Source organism: Pseudoalteromonas pernae, from assembly GCF_039831865.1.
GTDB classification, from domain to species: domain Bacteria; phylum Pseudomonadota; class Gammaproteobacteria; order Enterobacterales; family Alteromonadaceae; genus Pseudoalteromonas; species Pseudoalteromonas pernae.
On record NZ_JBDODM010000001.1, the window covers coordinates 654,471 to 672,723 of the forward strand.

Genomic DNA, 18,253 nt, shown 5'->3' on the forward strand with positions numbered 1-18,253 from the left:
TTAGGCCTCCACTGCACGTGCGGCGATTTCGCCAGCCGTTTGTTCTTTGCCCGGCGCGCCTTGATACAAGCTGAAGTCAGCGAGCTGGCCATCAACAACTTGAATATTACGCGGTGCACGACGGGCGAGTTCAGGATCGTGGGTTACCATCACAATGGTGGCGCCTTCACGGTTAATGTCTTCAAGAATTTCCATCACTTGGCGCGCCATTAGGCTATCTAGGTTACCCGTTGGTTCGTCCGCAAGTAGGAAACGTGGTTCACCAGCCAAAGCACGAGCAATCGCTACGCGTTGCTGCTGACCACCTGAAAGCTGCTGCGGTAAGTGCTTTGCTCGCGCACCCAGCCCAACTAATTCAAGGCAACGCTCAATACGCTTTTTACGTTCATTGGATTTGATGCCACGATATCGCAATGGCACTTCAACGTTTTCATAAAGGTTCAAATCGGGGATCAGGTTAAAGCCCTGAAAGATAAAGCCGATCTTTTGATTTCGAAGGTCCGCACGTTGATTGTCGTTAAGCTTACCGACATCGATGCCATCAAGTTCATAGGTACCATCAGTAAAAGGTTCCAACATACCCGCAATGTTTAAAAAGGTGGTTTTGCCGCTTCCACTCGGCCCCGTTACTGCAATAAATTCACCCTGTTTAACTTCAAGATTGAAATCGCGAAGTGCATGAGTTTGCACCATTTCCGTTTGGTATACTTTGTTGATGTTATTCATCTTAATCATTATTTTGTTCCTTATTGCGAGTTCGAGTTAACGCAGTAGTACGCGCTCTGAGCGCTTAAATGAGTCGTAGTTTGAAATCACGATTTGGTCGCCTTCTTGGGCACCATTGGTAATTTCAACATTTGCGATGCTAGTTGCACCGGTTTGAATTTGAATTCTCTCTGCCACATCACCATTGACGCGATAGGCTACCAAGCCACCTTCATTCAAAAAGGCACCACGGCGAACCATGAGTACGTTCTCACGATTTTCCAAAAGAATACGAGCTGATAAACGCTGGTTTTGACGGATTTTATCCACTTGATTTTGGTCAAAGCGTACACGGGCGCTCACTTGGCGATCTTTGACTTCGGGGGAGATAGACGCCAACGTACCGCGTACCGTGTCACCGCCAATTTTAAGCTCTACTTCTAGGCCCAAGCCCAACTCGTTAGCATAACTTTCTGGTACTTGAAGTTCAGCTTCAAAGGCGCTCAAATCCACTAATGTCATTAACGCTTGGCTCGGTGAAACTGCCGCTTGTTGTTGCACCAGCAAGTTACCGACAACGCCTGTCACAGGCGCCGCGATGTCTAATTCATTGACGCGACGTTTGAGTTCATCCACAACAAGTTGCTGGCGCGCTACATCGGCTTGGGCTGACTTCAGCTCAAACGCTAAGGTGTCTTTGCCAATTTCGATTTCCTGCTGCGCGTGTTTAAACGCCAGCTTCGCGCGAGCTAAATCATCCTGTGCTTGTTCCATATCAATTTGGCTGATGAGGTTGTCTTTAATCGACAATAGCGCACGACGGTGTTCGCGGTTCGCGGCATTCAAGGTGACCTCGGCCATGTCTAATGTTCTTGCTAGTGCTAGCTTGTCTCGGCGAACTTGCAGCTCTTTGCGAGAAAGCTCGTCGGTCAGACGCTGTAACTCAGACTCATGCTGCTTGAGTTCATTGGTAAGCTCTGGGCTATACACTGAGGCAATGATTTGTCCTTGTTCTACTTCATCACCAGGGTCGACCATCAGCTGCACATAACCTTGTGATGAGCTGTAAATTTGTGGTGCATTGGCAGCCACGATGAAACCTGTTGTGGCGATATCACGAGTAAGGTCACCACGTGTGACTTGGGCAATTTTCACTGTGTCTCTATTCAACGACATAGTGGTATTGGCGCTGCTGCTCGAAAAATAAAAGGCACCTAAGGCCAAAAGCGAGCCAGCTATAACGGCAGCGAACAAATATTTACCGCGCTTGCTCTTCACAACAATTTGCGTGTCCTGCGCCTGAGTATCACGGATCATAGTGATACCTCAGAGTGAGATGCATTGTTGTTTTTATCTGCAAAAGTGTTTACCAACGCCACGATGAGCATCAACAGCGGTGAGGTAAAAAACACGAAAGTCGTTAAAAGCATGGCTAGTGTCCATTTTATTTGTGTACTGGTTATCTACTTACGAAAACCATGCCAAAACGAAAATAAAAACTAAGGCTATGTTTTATATAAACAATTTAATTTTAAGTGAATTTTACAAACTGTCCGCGGACGATAAAAGTGTCCGCCACGGACACTTTCCCTATGTATTTAACTTAATGAAATAACGAGAAATCTTGTTATATACGCGATTGATTCTAAGCTTTTATAGAGTCCATTAGGTCATAATAGGAATATCAACATGAAAAAGACGTTATTAGCTTTATCGGTAATGACGGGGTTATATAGCGCCACGGCCAGCGCAGAGATCCGTATCAACGGATTTGCATCAATCTCTGCAGGTATGACGTTAGATGATGACGATACCCTGTATGGTTATGACAGTGATGTCAGCTTTAAACCCGAAAGCTTATTTGCTTTGCAGGTTTCGGCTGATTTGCACGATAAATTGAGTGCTACTGCACAAATCATCGCTCGTGGAGAGGATGATTTTGACGCTGAGTTTGAGTGGGCCTATATCACTTATGAAATATCAGATAATAGTCAACTCAGCGCGGGGAAAATGCGCATTCCTTTTTATCGTTATTCCGACTTCCTCGATGTTGGTTATGCCTATCGGTGGATCAGACCACCACAGTCGGTGTACAACTTAAGTTTCTCAACGTATGAGGGGCTGAGCTATTTGCACAATGGCACCATAGGCAATTGGGACAGTAGCTTACAACTCGTCTTTGGCAGTGTTGATGATGATATAGCCGCAGTTTCGGCATCAGATGCTGCTGAGCTCAACAATACTCTGGGCTTTAACTGGACCATCAGCAAGGATTGGTTTAGCGCGCGGGCAGCCTACTTCATTAGTGAAGCGACTATAGACCTCAGTAACAGCGCAGATCTTACTGGGTTGCTTGCTGGTTTGAACAATTATGGTTTAACGGCACAAGCCGAGGATATCGCCATTAATGAAGATGACGCTTATTTTGCCGCGATTGGCTTTAGTATTGACCACGAGAATCTCCTGTTTGATGCTGAATACACGGAGTTCGATGTTGACGATAGTATTTTAGCCAAACAGCAGCAATACTACATTTCTCTCGGATACCGCATAGATGAATGGACTCTCAATTTAACCTATGAAGACAATGAAGATGACAATAATAGTGATGAGTTTAATACGGTGCCATTAACGGTTGATTCTCAATTGGGGAACATCCCAGTTACAACCAATCCCATGGACCCCAACGCCCCCTACCTTCGAGATCTGACCAACTTAGCACTAGCGTCACAATCAGTATCATCGAATTCCTATTCAGTGGGTGCACGCTATAACTTCCATCCGTCAGCAGCATTTAAAATAGACCTCACGCAAGTCGATTACGATATTACCGACACTAAAGTGGAAGTCCTATCGCTTGGCGTAGACATTGTCTTTTAAGGAGGCTTACCATGTATAGATTAATCACAACGCTGGCATTAGTATTGAGTACGAGCGCCTTCGCCGATATTTCAGTGATTACACACCCAAGCAATAGTGGTGCTGATGCTGATACTGTCAAAAAGATATACCTAGGCAAAGCTAAGTCTTTTGCTGACGGGAGTTCTGCAAAACCGGTAAATCAAGATGGCAATGCCGTGTTTGACGAGTTCAATGACAAGGTGCTGGGCAAATCAAGTGCACAATTAAATGCACACTGGTCTAAATTAGTCTTTACTGGCAAGGGTACTCCTCCTGATAAACTTGCCAATGACCAAGCTGTTATTGAATTTGTAGCAAATAACCCGGGAGCAGTTGGTTATGTGAGCAGTAGCAATGTTACGGGTGACGTAAAGGTTATCGCAACTTTTTAAGCAGCGAAATACGCTTCTAAAAGCTCAACATAAAGTTGAGCTTTTTTTGGCGATTACACTTTGAATTTAGCGGTGGCACCGAGTAAATTATCTGACAGTGTATGCAGGTTTTGTGCTACATCGCGCACCTCACTCAGCGCCTGCATAGTGTCCTCGAAGGAACGATGCATTGAGGTAACATTATCAACCACCATGGTCGCCACGGACGTTTGCTCTTCGGTCGCCGCTGCGATTTGCCCGTTCATACTGTTTATCGAGAGTATTTGCTCGGCTATTTGCTCAATAGACAACCCTGTTTGCTCAGCCGCTGACGCATTATTTGTAGCCATGTCTCTGGCGGAAGTCATAGCGCTAACGGCATCATTAGCAGCCACGGTGAGGACGTTTATCAAATCGCGGATTTCGTTCGTCGATTTAGCCGTTCGTGATGCGAGTTCTCTTACTTCGTCAGCCACCACAGCAAAACCACGTCCTTGCTCACCGGCGCGGGCAGCCTCGATAGCCGCATTAAGCGCCAACAAGTTCGTTTGTTCTGCGATTGAGGTGATAACGTTTAAAATCTGCTCGACATTCTGGGTATCGTCCGCAAGCTTATTGATAGTTTCTGCGGCGCGATTAATCTCTTCACTCAAAGCTTTTGATTCGTTCACCGAGGTGCTTATCTGGGTCTTACTTTGAGCTACTTCACGCTCAGCAACTTGCGCTGCATCCGACGCCTGTGAAGCAGAATGGGAAATATCACCAACACTTTGACGCATTTCCTCCATGGACTGGCGTACAACCTCAGCATCGTTAGTTTGCTGATGAGTCGCAGATTCGGCTTTTTCCATGCCTTGTACTAATCGAGTAGAGTTTTCCATCAGTGGTTCAACAACATTCATCACTTCTAAAACCGTCGATTTTAGTAGCGCAATAAAAGCGTTAAAGTTTATAGATACCTGCCCTATCTCATCATGAGAGCGCACGTTTAGAGAAGAAGACAACGACCCCTCTCCACGCGCCAATAGATCTAGGTTTGAAGCTGCATCCTTGGCTGCATTTCCTATCCCCTTAGCAATCCATACAGCTAGTAAAATCACGATAATCAGTGACACTGACGCAACTGCCAACATAGTCGTCATGGCGTTACCTGAACGGGTTTTAGTATCATCAATTAATTCAATAAAGCGGCTATTCGCTTTGCTTTTTGCTGCGTCGAAGTCACTTACCAAAGAGTCAAAAATGGCCGTCTTATTCTGGGCGTCTTGCTGTATTTTACTGAAATCAGCCGTGCCATCGATCATCCCTCTTGCAATTTGAGCTGCAATAGCCTCATAGTTGTCTAGTCTGGTTGTTGTGTTGTCGGGCAGGAGATTGGGCTGCATTTTCTTTAATTGTGCCAAGTTTGCTTTGATATCTTTATACGTTTGGGCAGCATTATCTAATAATTCACTATCTCCAAAGGTGACAGCTTGAGTATAAAGTTCATCTATTTTCTTTAAGTGAGTGACATTACTGGTAGTGATGGTTAGCAGCGTATAAGTAGATGTTTGTAGTTCATCGAGCGCATCTTGGTTGGAGTTCATTGCAGTGAAGTTGACCAATACAATCGCCAAAAAGGCAATGACAGCCACTAAGGTAATGGCGTGTATTTTCTTGGTAATACTCAAATCTGCAAATGAAAAACTTTGATTCATACCTAACACCTCAAAACTATAACTTATTGGTTATCGGCCGCTACCCACTAATTGTTGACCAATTTTGGGAAAAATCTAACTTTTTCTTGAATTTATATACTTTTAGCGAATCACAATGGGTAGCAAGCAAAGGCGAATTGGCAATCGAAATTCAACCTCGCAACTGTTGATGAGTGCTGTTCAATAGCTACGTAATAACTGAGTATTAGACCCTAACGAGCTTAAATTAAGTTTATTAAAGACATAAAAAATGGCGCTTAAGCGCCACTTTTTATTGATTTGCAAATTTAATCATCTTCGATGTTATCCATTCCTTTGGTGCCCTCTTTGGCCTGCAATTCGTGGTGAATCGCTGACTTGATAAGCATGTAACCTGTTATTGGCGCGGTAATAAGCAAGAAGATTGAAATCAAGATTTCCTTGATATTCACTTCACCACTGTTAACGCTAAAAAACACGTTGGCAGCAATCAGCAAAGACGCCATGCCTAGCGTGGTCGCTTTGGTTGGGCCATGCAAACGCATGAAAAAGTCAGGCATTTTCACCAGACCAATGGAGCCAATCAAGATAAACATACCACCGGCCAACAATAAGAAAGAAATAATCCATTCAGTCATAACAGTGCCTATTCAATAATATCGCCACGTAGTAGGTATTTGCATACAGCTACTGTGCTCACAAAGCCCAACATGGCAATCAACAATGCCGCTTCAAAATAAATCTGCGTTTTCATCCCAATACCATAAAGCACAATCAGCGCGATGGTGTTGATGTACATGGTATCGAGCGCCAAGATTCTATCTGGGACCGAAGGACCTACGATTAAGCGCCATAAGTTCAACACTAAGGAAATCCCAATCATTGCAAAAACAACCAGTAATACATGCTCTAGCATTGGAAAATCTCCTTAAGTGGCGCCTCATAGCGGCTCTTAATGGTGTTAATCAACTCTTGCTCATCGTCTAAATCTAACACGTGGATGAGCAAAAAACGCTGCTCTGGCACCTGCCCTTTGGGCAGTGACTCGGGAATTGGATAGACTTCCGCGCTCACCGTACCTGGAGTTAACGACACGGTACTTGCCAGCATCGTGATAGGTAGGTCTTGGTCCAAGTCCAACGGCACTTTAATAAAACCTGGGCGCAGCCGTTTCGTTGGACCCAAAATTTTAAATGCGACTTCAATGTTGGCAGTCAGTATGTCCCACAGCACTATCATCAACTGCTTAAGTGCTAACCCTGGACGCATAATTAACGGCTGAGGTTTACGAAACGGTGCGATGACTAACGGGATAACAATGGCTAACACAGCACCGAGAATAAGGTGACCCGCAGACACGCTATCGTTTAACAGCAACCACACTAAAAACAGCAGAATGCTTCGAAACGGGGTGGGTAGCCATTTATAACGAGCTTCTAATTGCATGTTATTGCTCCTTTGCCAACGCGAACACAGTATCTATAGCCACTTGCGTGTTATGTAATGACGCCGCAGCTTGTGAGCTAATATCACTAATGTGTGATGCAAACACGCTCATTAATACTGGTACAGACAAAATGATAACCAAGGCCATAGCACGACGCTTGCCGGCATAGACATTGTCTTCAAACTGCTCTTCGTGATTTGGGTGGTCATGCCAAAACAGGCTTGTTCCTGCGCGCGATAAAGCTACTAACGTTGCAAGGCTGCCGAGTAAATAGATAGGCCAGAACACCCAAGCAACACCCACAGAGTAGGATGCTTCGAGTAACCACAGTTTAGCGATAAAACCAGAAAGCGGTGGTAATCCAGCAAGTGCAATGGCCGCGGTGACAAAACAAAAGCCAAGCAGTTTAGGCTCTGCCACACTGCGACTGTTTACAAAGCGGTCTTGCACTTTACCGCGCTGCAACGCCACCATATCAGCCACTAAAAACATGGCTGCACAGGCAATCGTTGAATGAATCATGTAGAAAATCGCAACCGCAGTCGCTTTCTCGTCGTTCAACGCAACCATAGCAATCAAGGTACCCACAGAAACGATGACAAGGTTAGCACTTAAGCGACGTAAATCTTCTGCAGCAAGTACCCCTACAGCACCAACGACCAAGGTCACAAGCGCCAGTGGCCATAACCATGTTGATGCTAAGCCACTGAGCTCTCCCGCTTGCTCACCAAAAATCATGGTGAATACACGCATCATGGCGTACACACCCACTTTGGTCATGATTGCGAACTGCGCTGCAACCACAGGCATTGCTCGGCCATAGGTAGCGGGTAGCCATAAATGAAGCGGCAATAGAGCAGCTTTGAGTGCAAAGACAATAAGCAGCATTAAGCCACCTATTTTTGCGAGGAAAATATCATCTCCTTGTAATGCAGCAACTTTTACCGCCATATCGGCGATATTCAGAGTCCCCAACACACCGTATAAAATCCCCAATGCAATTAGGAAGATGCTTGAGCCTACAAGGTTTAGAATCACATAATGCAGTGCAGCTTTGGTGGTGTGCTTATCCTTTTTGTGCATCATCAGGGCATAGGATGCAATCAGTAACACCTCAAAGAACACAAATAGGTTAAATAAATCGCCCGTTAAGAACGCACCATTGACACCCATGAGCAAGAAATGCGTCAGAGGGTGATAAAAACTGCCTGCTTTATCGTCGGCCCGGCTAGCGTATATAACCGTCACGAGTGTGAGGAAGCTAGTCAAAATAGTAAGAATGACCGCCAATGGATCGGCAAATAATACGATACCGAAAGGTGGTTGCCATTCACCAATGGCATAAACGATTGAACCGTGGTTGATGACCTCATTGAGTAACATCATTGACGTAATACAAGTAAAGAGCGCCATAAAGGTGGCAACCCAACGTCTCATTACTAAACTCTTACCGCACGGCGGCAGTAAGAGGATGATCCCCGCAATCAGCGGCAATAAAATAGGAAGCGTGATCAAATGCTGCATTTATTTTGACCCCTTTTTCGAACGCGGTTGTCCATCTACGTGATCATTACCTAAATCCGCACGACCACGAATCGACAAAATCACCACGAACGCCGTCATTGCAAAACCAATTACAATCGCAGTAAGCACAAGAGCTTGTGGCAAAGGATCCGCGTAACTCGCTGATTGTCCCAGTACTGGTGCTTGGTTGATTTTCAATCGCCCTGATGAGAACAAAAACAAATTCACCGCATATGACAACATGGTTAATCCCAGTACCACAGGGAAAGTCCTAGCGCGTAAAATCAGATAAACACCGCAGGCCACTAATAGACCTACACAACATGCATATAAGAGTTCCATTAGAGATTAACCTTTTCTTTTGGTGTTTCCGCCGTCAATTTACCCAGACTTGCGAGAATCATTAGTGTTGCACCTACTACCGTGAGGTATACCCCGAGGTCAAATATCATCGCACTTGCCAACTCTGTTTTGCCCACCAGTGGAATATCGAAATAGTCAAACCAGCTGGTAAGGAAATTGCGACCAAATGCCCAACTACCCAAGCCGCTGAGCGTTGCAATTGCTAAACCAGACGCGATAACTTTGCGATAGTTGATATCCATGCGCGCCATAATCCAATTTGAACCATTGGCCATGTACTGCAATATGAAAGCGATAGACGTAACCAGACCTGCGATAAAGCCGCCGCCTGGCATATTGTGACCGCGCAAGAAGATATACACAGAAACCATAATCGCGAGCGGTAACAAGCTTTGTGAAATACTTGCAAGCAACAGTGGGTGGCGTTCACGCGCCCATGGGCGACCTTCACTGTCTGATGCAGGCATAAACAATGGCAAGTTAAGCAACAGTTTATATATACCCAACGCCGCTATGCCCAGTACAGTTATTTCACCTAAGGTATCGAAGCCGCGGAAATCGACGAGGATCACGTTAACTACGTTGGTACCACCACCGCCTGTTTTGGCGTTGCCGATAAAAAACTGCGAGATACTCTCTTGTGGGCGCGTCAAGATTGCGTAACAAATACTGCCTATCACAATCCCGATGGCACTGCTGATCCCCAAGTCGCGTAAGATACGCAAAGAGCTCGATTCTTTCGGCGTACGCTGAGGTAAGAAGAACAGCGCTAGCATCAGTAGCATTACGGTTACTACTTCTACCGTTAACTGCGTTAGCGCTAAATCAGGCGCAGAAAAGCGTGTAAATGCCACTGAGGTCATCAAACCAACAACCGACACCAAGATCAAGGCAACCATACGCGAACGGTGCCAAATCAAAGTGGCTAAAGAGCCGACCATTAATAAGCCTGCACCAATTGCATTGTGGGCATCAATGTCAGTTAGACCTGTTGCTCCCGCTAAAGTGTGCATTTCAAACAAGGGTAAACCAGCAACAATCAAGGTCGATAAAATCAGTATGAATACGTAACGTTGCAATGAGCCATTTTCGATACGTAGAATTTGCTCGCGAGACCAATCGATTACGCGTTGAATACTCGAGTCAAATGCCTTCTTAGCACTGACGTTCGGCAACGATGCTTGGAACTGGAATAAATATTTGCGTTGCGAGTAAATAAACAAACCACCGGCAACCGCCACGGCACTCATGAACAGCGGCAAGTTAAATCCGTGCCAAATAGCAATGTGGTAATCCGGAGCTTCACCGCCGAGTACAACGTTTGACGCCACCATCAAGATTGGGTCAACTACAAAGCCTGGGAACAAACCCACAAGAATACACAGCAGCACTAAAATCTCGATTGGAACGCGCATATAGCGCGGCGCTTCATGCGGCTGTTTAGGCAAGTCTTTGGGCTCGCCATTGAAGAATACATCGTGAATAAATCGTGCAGAGTAAGCCACTGACAAGGCCCCTGCTACGGTCGCCAATACTGGAATTAACCACGACATTGAGCCTAGCATTTGCTGGTGCAGAGTCTCCGCAAAGAACATCTCTTTCGATAAGAAACCATTTAGTAACGGCACACCTGCCATAGAGGATGCCGCCACCATAGCTAAGGTTGCGGTGTAAGGCATATACCGCCACATACCGTTGATTTTACGCATGTCACGCGTACCGGTTTCATGGTCGATAATGCCGGTTGCCATAAACAGTGACGCTTTAAAGATAGCGTGGTTGATAATATGGAAGATGGCCGCTACAGCGGCAAGCTGAGTGTCCAGACCCAATAGCAGCGTAATCAAGCCTAAGTGGCTGATGGTTGAGTAAGCCAATAAGCCTTTGAGGTCATGTTTGAATAAGGCAATATACGCCCCCATCAGCAAGGTTGTTAAACCCGTAACGCCAACGATGATAAACCACAATTCAGTGCCCGCTAACGCTGGGTAGAAACGTGCGAGCAAGAAGATACCAGCCTTTACCATAGTGGCCGAGTGTAAGTAGGCACTCACAGGTGTTGGCGCTGCCATTGCATGCGGTAACCAAAAGTGGAATGGGAACTGCGCTGACTTGGTGAAGGCGCCAAGCAATACCAAGACAAGAATAAGCGGATACCACTTAGAGCTCTTGATTAATTCACCATGTTGTAAAATCACATCGAGTTCGTAGCTGCCTACTAGCTGGCCAATTAACACCAAACCAGCAAGTAACGCCAGACCACCGGCACCGGTAATAGCCAACGCCATACGCGCACCCTTGCGCGCTTCTGGGTTAAACCACCAGTAACTAATCAGCAAGAATGAGCTAACACTGGTTAACTCCCAGAAAAACCACATTTGAATGATATTGTTGGCTGTAACAATGCCGAGCATCGCAGTCATGAACAACATCAAATAGGCATACAGTTTTGGCATAGAATCTTTCGCGCTCAAATAGTAGCGCGCATACAAGATGACCAATAAGCCAATGCCGAGAATAAGAATACAAAATAGCAATGCTAGACCGTCTAGACGGAAGGATAAATTCACGCCTAGTTCAGGGATCCAAGGTAGGCTGGCGTAAAGAATCTCGCCGGCAAGCACTTGCGGTGCCATGCTGATCACTAACGCCAAACATATAATGGGCATTACTGCAGTGACGGCCGCGCTTTGATTGCGCGTCAATTTGCCGGTAAAACTCGCAAGTAGACTGCCAATAAGGGATAACAGGGGTATCCACAGCAATGTCATAGTGTATGAACCTTTTTGTTGTTGCCGATAATACTGGCAATCATTTTGTTATCACCCATTATGAAGCGGGTGCTTTTTGTACAGATGTTGTCACTAATAAGATTAGTATAGTGCCAATTAAATATTAATAATTAACCAGTTATACTGGGCTGCCCAGCCTTTGTCTAGACTACACCGGCCTATTCGGCTAAAACTTAGGCGGACGTTAACACCCTACTAACCTACCTAACATTATTTCTTGCAAGCTCAAGCAATCCAAGTGCTTATGCGTTATTTTTATTCTCCAGTGCAAGGCGGTACTGGCGCCATTTTTCGTTACCACTGATAGCAAAAAACCAATCTGCAAAACGCAGCTGCTTTTGCGAGTTTTCTAATTGCTCAACCCACAATTCTCGGTATGGCTGTGAAAGGCCAACTTCTGAGTGCTCCATGATGGATACTGCACTCGTTGGTTTGTATCCACGGCCATTCGTACAATAGTCACTCTGCGCCCAACCTTTAGGAGCCGAATCACCCACATATAAGTTAGCAAACAAGTGCCCCTGCTGCTCACAATATCGCTGTTGTTTCATCGGCGCAGGGTATTCATCTGTAAAGCCAGAGAAGTGCAGTAATTCGTGCAAAAACGTGTGGTACTTACTTTGTACACTCATGTGCATGATACCTGCGCGCACGTTAGCAAGGCCGGATTGCGTCATCATGATAATAAAGTCAAAACCCTGGGGGAAATCTACAGGCTTTGCTGCAATGCGCCGCCAATCACACAGACTAAATTGCGCATCATTGAGTGCACACTCTATATGACCGCCAATATAATTCGGTTGCGATAAGCAAATAAGGCCAGATTGTGGTTCCGGTTGCGCTTCGTACTGGGATTTAATCCGTTGCAGTTGCTCCATGGCCGCGAGGCTATCACCGAGTAACAATACGTTATAAGGACATGTACCAGCTTGCGCGTGCGCCAGCGCTGTACCAAAGCCTAATTCAATTGAGGTGTTATCTCGCACTGAATCGACCGGCAAGCCTTCATTGATGCGCCACATTAGCTCAGCATCCTCAGGCAGTTTTACGCTCTGGCGAATGACAGCTAAAGCTTGCCACTGTTGATGCTCTTTGAGTAGCCCACAGAGTGTATGCCAAAATGGCAACATGCTAGCCACGTCATAGTCGAGTGCTTTTTGCCAATAAACCTGCGCTCCACGGTAGTCTTTAGCACTTACTAAACGCTGAGCAAGCTGTAATAAGGCCAATGGTGCGTTGTTTGATGCAAGGGCGCGAAGGCTTGATTCATCGAGTAAAGAATAAGGAATGTGTTGCTCGGAGCGATTATAAAACGCCAATGCCGCTTGAGGATTCTCAATGGCATGAAAAAGGGCAGCGTCGCGATGTTGACTCACACTCGCACACAACCCTAAAGTAAATAATGCAAGCAGGCTAGAGCGCACCCTCGCCTGCCATGATATCTAATTCAAGTCGCGCATATTTATACTCGACAAATTCATACACATTGGTCGACAACGCAAGCTTGAAGTAATCACTCGCTAAAGTGTTATGACCTTGAGCTTGATGACTCTTAGCGAGATAGAAATAGGCCTCACAAAGACGCTCAGCGAATTCATGGTGTGATTCCACTCCATCAGCCAAGCTAGATAATAAATCTTGCTCGGAAATATCACCTTTAAAATAAGCAACCAACTTATATGCCCAGTTTTGTGGGTCAAGTGCTTGCGCCATGTTGTTTAAGCTTGTTTGCGCGCGTTGTGAATCTTGGGCCTTTTGAGCAAGGTAGACCCAAAGCACGCGGTAAGGATCATCAGGTGCGAAATTCAAAAAGGCTTGTAGGTCATCCTCGGCCAATTCTGGTCGCTCACCATAGTACAGGGCGATGCCGCGATTAAGATAAGCATATTCATGCTCAGCATTGAGCTCCAATACAGAGTCAAACATCTCATAAGCTTTGCTGTACTGCTGCATCAAGGTGTGGTGAATACCCAAGAAGTTATACACTTCTGCAAAGTCTGGCTTGAGGTTAATTGCACGGCTGAAATCGATGCGTGCCAAGGTGGTTAAGCCTAAGCTTTCAAATAGTTTACCGCGGTCATAGTACAAGACAGCTTGTTGGTCATTCGCCAGCTCTGCCTGTTCAATTAATTCGGTGTAACGAGCTACCGCTACTTCACTGCGGTAATCGCTGGGCAAAGGTGCCGCAAACGGGACTGTAACGACATATTGAGGACTTTCGGGTGTGGTTTGACAGCCTGTTAGCATGATTGCCGCGACACTGGAAACACAAAGCGCTAGAAGTTTTCTCAAAGTCCTGAACCTATTTATCCATACATGGACTTTCATTAAAACATAAAAAAGGGGCCTAAACAGCCCCTTTTACTATGCTTTTATCGCTTATTCAGCGTCTTTTGACTCATCAGCAGCTGGCGCAGAAGACCCTTGCGCTTCTTTGATGCTCAAACGTACGCGACCTTGGCGATCTACTTCTAGTACTTTAACTTTTACTTCCTGACCAACACTTAGGTGATCTGCAACGTTGTTCACACGCTCATCACTGATTTGTGAAATGTGAACTAGGCCATCTTTACCAGGAAGAACGTTTACGAACGCACCAAAGTCTACGATACGTACAACTTTACCTTCGTAGATAGTACCTACTTCAAGTTCAGCTGTTAGCTGTTCAACGCGTGCGATAGCTGCACGAGCGCTGTCGCCGTTTGTTGCTGCAATCTTAACAGTACCGTCATCTTCGATTTCAATCGTTGTGCCCGTTTCTTCAGTAAGTGCACGGATTGTTGCGCCACCTTTACCGATAACATCAGCAATTTTCTTAGGTGGAATGTTCACAACGTAGATACGTGGTGCATAGTCTGAAAGCTCAGCAGCTGGTGCAGAAATCGCTTCGTCCATTACGTTTAGGATGTGTAGACGTGCAGCTTTTGCTTGGTTAAGCGCAATTTGCATGATTTCTTGAGTGATACCTTCAATCTTGATATCCATTTGTAGTGCAGTTACACCTTCAGCTGTACCCGCTACTTTAAAGTCCATGTCACCAAGGTGATCTTCGTCACCTAGGATGTCAGAAAGAACTACGAAATCTTCACCTTCTTTCACAAGACCCATCGCGATACCCGCTACAGATGCTTTAGTTGGTACACCTGCGTTCATAAGCGCAAGTGAAGTACCACATACTGAAGCCATTGAAGATGAACCGTTAGATTCAGTGATTTCAGATACTACACGGATTGAGTATGGGAATTCTTCAAGAGTCGGAAGAACCGCCGCAATACCGCGTTTAGCTAGGTTACCGTGGCCGATTTCACGACGCTTAGGTGAACCAACGAAACCAGTTTCGCCCACACAGAATGGAGGGAAGTTGTAGTGCAACATGAAACGGCTTGTAGATGTACCGAATAGGTCATCGATCATCTGTGAATCACGCTCTGTACCAAGTGTTGCTGTTACAAGTGCTTGAGTTTCACCACGTGTGAAGATTGCGCTACCGTGTGTACGTGCAAGTACGCCAGTTTTAACGTCAAGTGCACGAATCATGTCTGGAGAACGACCATCGATACGCTTTTCACCAGCAATGATACGACCACGAACGATTTTCTTCTCTAGTGAACCGAAAACGCCTGATACTTCTTGCTCGTCTAGGCTTTCATCTTCGCCAAGCTCTGCGCTTAGTTTTTCGATTACTTCAGCTTTCGCTGCGCTTAGTGCATCTTTACGCGCTACTTTATCAGTGATGCGGTACGCTTCGCCGATTTTCTCTTCAGCGATTGCTGCTACTTTTTCGCCAAGCGTTTCGTCTTTTGCAGGTGCAGTCCAATCCCATGCAGGCTTGCCAGCTTCAGCTGCAAATTCGTTGATTGCATTGATGATTGCTTGTGATTGCTCATGACCGTAAACAACAGCACCCAACATTACGTCTTCTGCTAGCGTTTCAGCTTCTGACTCAACCATAAGTACAGCGTTGTCTGTACCAGCAACAACTAGGTCAAGCTTACTTTCTTTAAGCTCTGTCATTGACGGGTTAAGAACGTATTGACCGTCGATGTAACCTACACGTGATGCACCGATTGGACCATTAAATGGAATACCAGAAAGCGCAAGCGCCGCTGATGTACCAATTAAGGCAACGATATCAGGTTGGATTTCAGGGTTTACTGAAACAACTGTCGCGATTACCTGTACTTCGTTTACGAAACCTTTAGGGAAAAGTGGACGAATTGGACGGTCAATAAGACGTGCAATTAGCGTCTCACCATCGTTAGGACGACCTTCACGCTTTAGGAAACCACCTGGGATACGGCCAGCCGCATACATTTTTTCTTGGTAGTTTACTGTTAGAGGGAAGAAATCTTGACCTGGGTTTGCGTCGCGCTTACCTACTACTGTTACAAGAACAGAAGTGTCGCCGATGCTAGCAAGTACTGCGCCGTCTGCTTGACGTGCAATCGCGCCTGTTTCAAGTGTTACTGTGTGTTGTCCGTATTGGAATTCTTTAATAATTGCTTGCACTTAAATGTTTCCTTAAGTTGCAGTTAGCCTGTTCACAAACAGTGAACTGACTAAGGATTTTCTTAAGCACCTCACCAATTACAGTAAATAACCACACTCGAACGAATGCCTTTATTTACTACAATTGGCAATATGGTGCCATCTAGTCTGCCTAATCGCGAAACTTAGACAGCGCTAAGTATACTCGTCAAAGGCGCACAAAAAAAGGGGCGATTAGGCCCCTTTTTCAAACTGGTATCAAAGAATTAGCGACGTAGGCCAAGTTCTTGGATTAGCGCAGTGTAACGCTCGATGCTTTTACCTTTAAGGTAGTTAAGAAGGTTACGGCGCTGGCTTACTTTGCGAAGAAGACCACGACGTGAGTGGTTGTCTTGCTTGTGGTTAGCAAAGTGGCCTTGAAGCTTGTTGATATCGAAAGTTAAAAGTGCAACTTGTACTTCAGGTGAACCAGTGTCGCCTTCAGCGCGTGCAAATTTAGCAATGATTTCTGCTTTTTCTTGGTTGCTTAGTGACATAATTTACTCCAAAAATTGAGTGTTTATATACGGTAAGAGCCGATCACTAATCCAGCCCCACCAATTGAGCGCGCTATTTTACCAAGCTTGTATAGAACTACAAGTTATTTGTGATAGCTACAGCACGCTTCGCTTTAAGGTGTCCGTGTTGGTTTCGCTCGCCAACACCGAGGAAACGCTCACCACAACGCACAGCGCAAACGTCTTCTGGCACTTCGCCGATAACCACCGTTTGTCCGTGAGCAAAAGCAATCGCTTGCTCTTCGTCTACTTCAACGCTCGGTAAATCTTGTACCGCAGTGTCCATAGGTAATAACAAAGCGTCCAACACCTCACTGGGTGATAGGTCTTTGCTTTTGGCGTCATCGAGGAGTGCTTGTAATTTGTCTAAGGTGACCATTTTCTCGCTAGGATAATGCCCTACCTTGGAGCGATGCAGCATAATTACATGTGCGCCACATCCGAGTAACTCACCTAAGTCATCAACGATAGTGCGAATATAGGTGCCCTTTGAGACATGCGCAGTCATCTGAATCTCGTTTGCTTGCTCGTCAAACTCGTCCAGAGTTAAGCTATACACGTTGATACGACGACACTTGCGCGGTACTTCAATGCCTTCGCGCGCGTATTTGTATAAAGGCTGGCCTTGATACTTTAGCGCTGAGTACATAGAAGGATATTGATCAGACTCACCCAAGAATCCAGCAACATGTTGCTCAACTTGCTCTTTAGTGACGTTCACATCGCGCGTTTCAACCACTTCACCGTCAGCATCAGAGGTGGTTGTACGCTCACCTAACTTAGCCCGTACGACATAGGTTTTATCTGTATCGAGTAGGAACTGACTGAACTTGGTTGCCTCACCAAAACAAATGGGGAGCATGCCTGTGGCCAACGGATCGAGTGCCCCGGTGTGGCCAGCTTTTTGCGCGTAATAAATGCCTTTGGCTTGCTGCAAAGCACGATTACTGGAAATACCTTGCGGCTTATGTAACAAGAGTACGCCATCAACTGGACGGCCTTTGGTACGTCTAGCCATAGTGCTTATTCTTCCTCGTCTGACTGAGTGCCACGCTTTTGCTCGTCTTCACGCATAACAGAGTCAACAAGGTTGGAAATACGCATACCTTCCATCAACGAGGTATCAACCACGAAACGAAGTTCTGGAACGATGCGTGCACGGATACGCTTACCTAACAGCGAGCGAATATAGCCGCTAGCATCGTTAAGAATGCGCATACTTTGTTTAGTTTTGCTTTCATCTTCTTGGTTGAATACCGTCACGAAGATTTTGGCGTAAGATAAGTCACGCGATACTTCTACCGCAGACACAGTCACCATGCCTAAACGCGGGTCTTTGACTTCACGTTGGATGATCACGGCGATTTCTTTTTGAATCTGTTGCGCTACGCGCTCTGTGCGAGAAAACTCTCTCATTATCACCACTTAT

17 protein-coding genes are annotated in these 18,253 nt (G+C 45.7%); 2 read left to right on the plus strand and 15 right to left on the minus strand.

All coding sequences use genetic code 11. The features are described 5' to 3' along the window. Both V1358_RS02800 and V1358_RS02805 read right to left on the minus strand, forming a co-directional pair. Positions 1-735: an ABC transporter ATP-binding protein gene (locus V1358_RS02800; protein ID WP_347389069.1), complete on the minus strand. Its 735-nt coding sequence runs from the start codon at positions 733-735 to the stop codon at positions 1-3. A 27-nt stretch (positions 736-762) separates the two neighbouring features. Continuing rightward, positions 763-2,022, minus strand: a complete 1,260-nt coding sequence (locus V1358_RS02805) for an efflux RND transporter periplasmic adaptor subunit (protein WP_347392515.1) — start codon at positions 2,020-2,022, stop codon at positions 763-765. A gap of 372 nt (positions 2,023-2,394) precedes the next feature. On the opposite strand from V1358_RS02805, the gene V1358_RS02810 reads away from it, so the two are divergent. Together V1358_RS02810 and V1358_RS02815 are read left to right on the plus strand one after the other, a co-directional pair. Next, complete coding sequence (locus tag V1358_RS02810; protein ID WP_347392516.1) at positions 2,395-3,585, plus strand: porin; 1,191 nt, start codon at positions 2,395-2,397, stop codon at positions 3,583-3,585. Positions 3,586-3,596: 11 nt separating this feature from the next. Continuing rightward, positions 3,597-3,998: a type 2 periplasmic-binding domain-containing protein gene (locus V1358_RS02815; protein WP_347392517.1), complete on the plus strand. Its 402-nt coding sequence runs from the start codon at positions 3,597-3,599 to the stop codon at positions 3,996-3,998. A gap of 53 nt (positions 3,999-4,051) precedes the next feature. Here V1358_RS02815 and V1358_RS02820 read toward each other — a convergent pair whose 3' ends face one another. From V1358_RS02820 to rbfA, 13 genes are all read right to left on the minus strand, one after another. Next, entirely contained in the window at positions 4,052-5,674 is a 1,623-nt protein-coding gene (locus V1358_RS02820) for a methyl-accepting chemotaxis protein (RefSeq protein WP_347392518.1), read from the minus strand. Positions 5,675-5,961: 287 nt separating this feature from the next. Beyond that, positions 5,962-6,291 (minus strand): Na+/H+ antiporter subunit G, encoded by a 330-nt coding sequence (locus V1358_RS02825; protein WP_347389067.1) that lies wholly within the window; start codon positions 6,289-6,291, stop codon positions 5,962-5,964. Between the two features lie 8 nt (positions 6,292-6,299). Beyond that, on the minus strand, positions 6,300-6,569 hold the full coding sequence (locus V1358_RS02830; protein WP_347389066.1) for a K+/H+ antiporter subunit F: 270 nt from the start codon (positions 6,567-6,569) through the stop codon (positions 6,300-6,302). Further along, the gene (locus V1358_RS02835) at positions 6,563-7,099 is read right to left on the minus strand and encodes a Na+/H+ antiporter subunit E (RefSeq protein ID WP_347389065.1); all 537 of its coding nucleotides are present in this window, start codon (positions 7,097-7,099) and stop codon (positions 6,563-6,565) included. The genes V1358_RS02830 and V1358_RS02835 overlap by 7 nt, the downstream gene beginning before the upstream one ends. Position 7,100: 1 nt before the next feature. Beyond that, the gene (locus tag V1358_RS02840) at positions 7,101-8,624 is read right to left on the minus strand and encodes a monovalent cation/H+ antiporter subunit D (protein WP_347389064.1); all 1,524 of its coding nucleotides are present in this window, start codon (positions 8,622-8,624) and stop codon (positions 7,101-7,103) included. Then, entirely contained in the window at positions 8,625-8,966 is a 342-nt protein-coding gene (locus V1358_RS02845) for a Na+/H+ antiporter subunit C (protein WP_347389063.1), read from the minus strand. Next, complete coding sequence (locus tag V1358_RS02850; protein WP_347389062.1) at positions 8,966-11,758, minus strand: monovalent cation/H+ antiporter subunit A; 2,793 nt, start codon at positions 11,756-11,758, stop codon at positions 8,966-8,968. Before V1358_RS02850 ends, V1358_RS02845 begins: the two co-directional genes overlap by 1 nt. Positions 11,759-12,021: 263 nt before the next feature. After that, positions 12,022-13,155 carry a hypothetical protein gene (locus V1358_RS02855; protein ID WP_347392519.1) on the minus strand — a complete coding sequence of 378 codons (1,134 nt, stop codon included), beginning with the start codon at positions 13,153-13,155 and terminating at the stop codon, positions 12,022-12,024. A 37-nt stretch (positions 13,156-13,192) separates the two neighbouring features. Beyond that, positions 13,193-14,107 (minus strand): lipoprotein NlpI, encoded by a 915-nt coding sequence (nlpI, locus tag V1358_RS02860; RefSeq protein ID WP_440589853.1) that lies wholly within the window; start codon positions 14,105-14,107, stop codon positions 13,193-13,195. A gap of 51 nt (positions 14,108-14,158) precedes the next feature. Next, entirely contained in the window at positions 14,159-16,288 is a 2,130-nt protein-coding gene (gene pnp / locus V1358_RS02865; RefSeq protein WP_347389059.1) for a polyribonucleotide nucleotidyltransferase, read from the minus strand. Positions 16,289-16,533: 245 nt separating this feature from the next. After that, positions 16,534-16,803, minus strand: coding sequence for a 30S ribosomal protein S15 (rpsO, locus tag V1358_RS02870; RefSeq protein ID WP_347389058.1), 270 nt, complete (start codon positions 16,801-16,803; stop codon positions 16,534-16,536). A 97-nt stretch (positions 16,804-16,900) separates the two neighbouring features. Beyond that, a complete protein-coding gene (gene truB, locus V1358_RS02875; protein WP_347392521.1) occupies positions 16,901-17,842 on the minus strand; it encodes a tRNA pseudouridine(55) synthase TruB in 942 nt (313 codons plus the stop codon). 5 nt (positions 17,843-17,847) lie between these two features. Further along, positions 17,848-18,240: a 30S ribosome-binding factor RbfA gene (rbfA, locus tag V1358_RS02880; protein WP_347389056.1), complete on the minus strand. Its 393-nt coding sequence runs from the start codon at positions 18,238-18,240 to the stop codon at positions 17,848-17,850. Between the last annotated feature and the right edge of the window lie 13 nt (positions 18,241-18,253).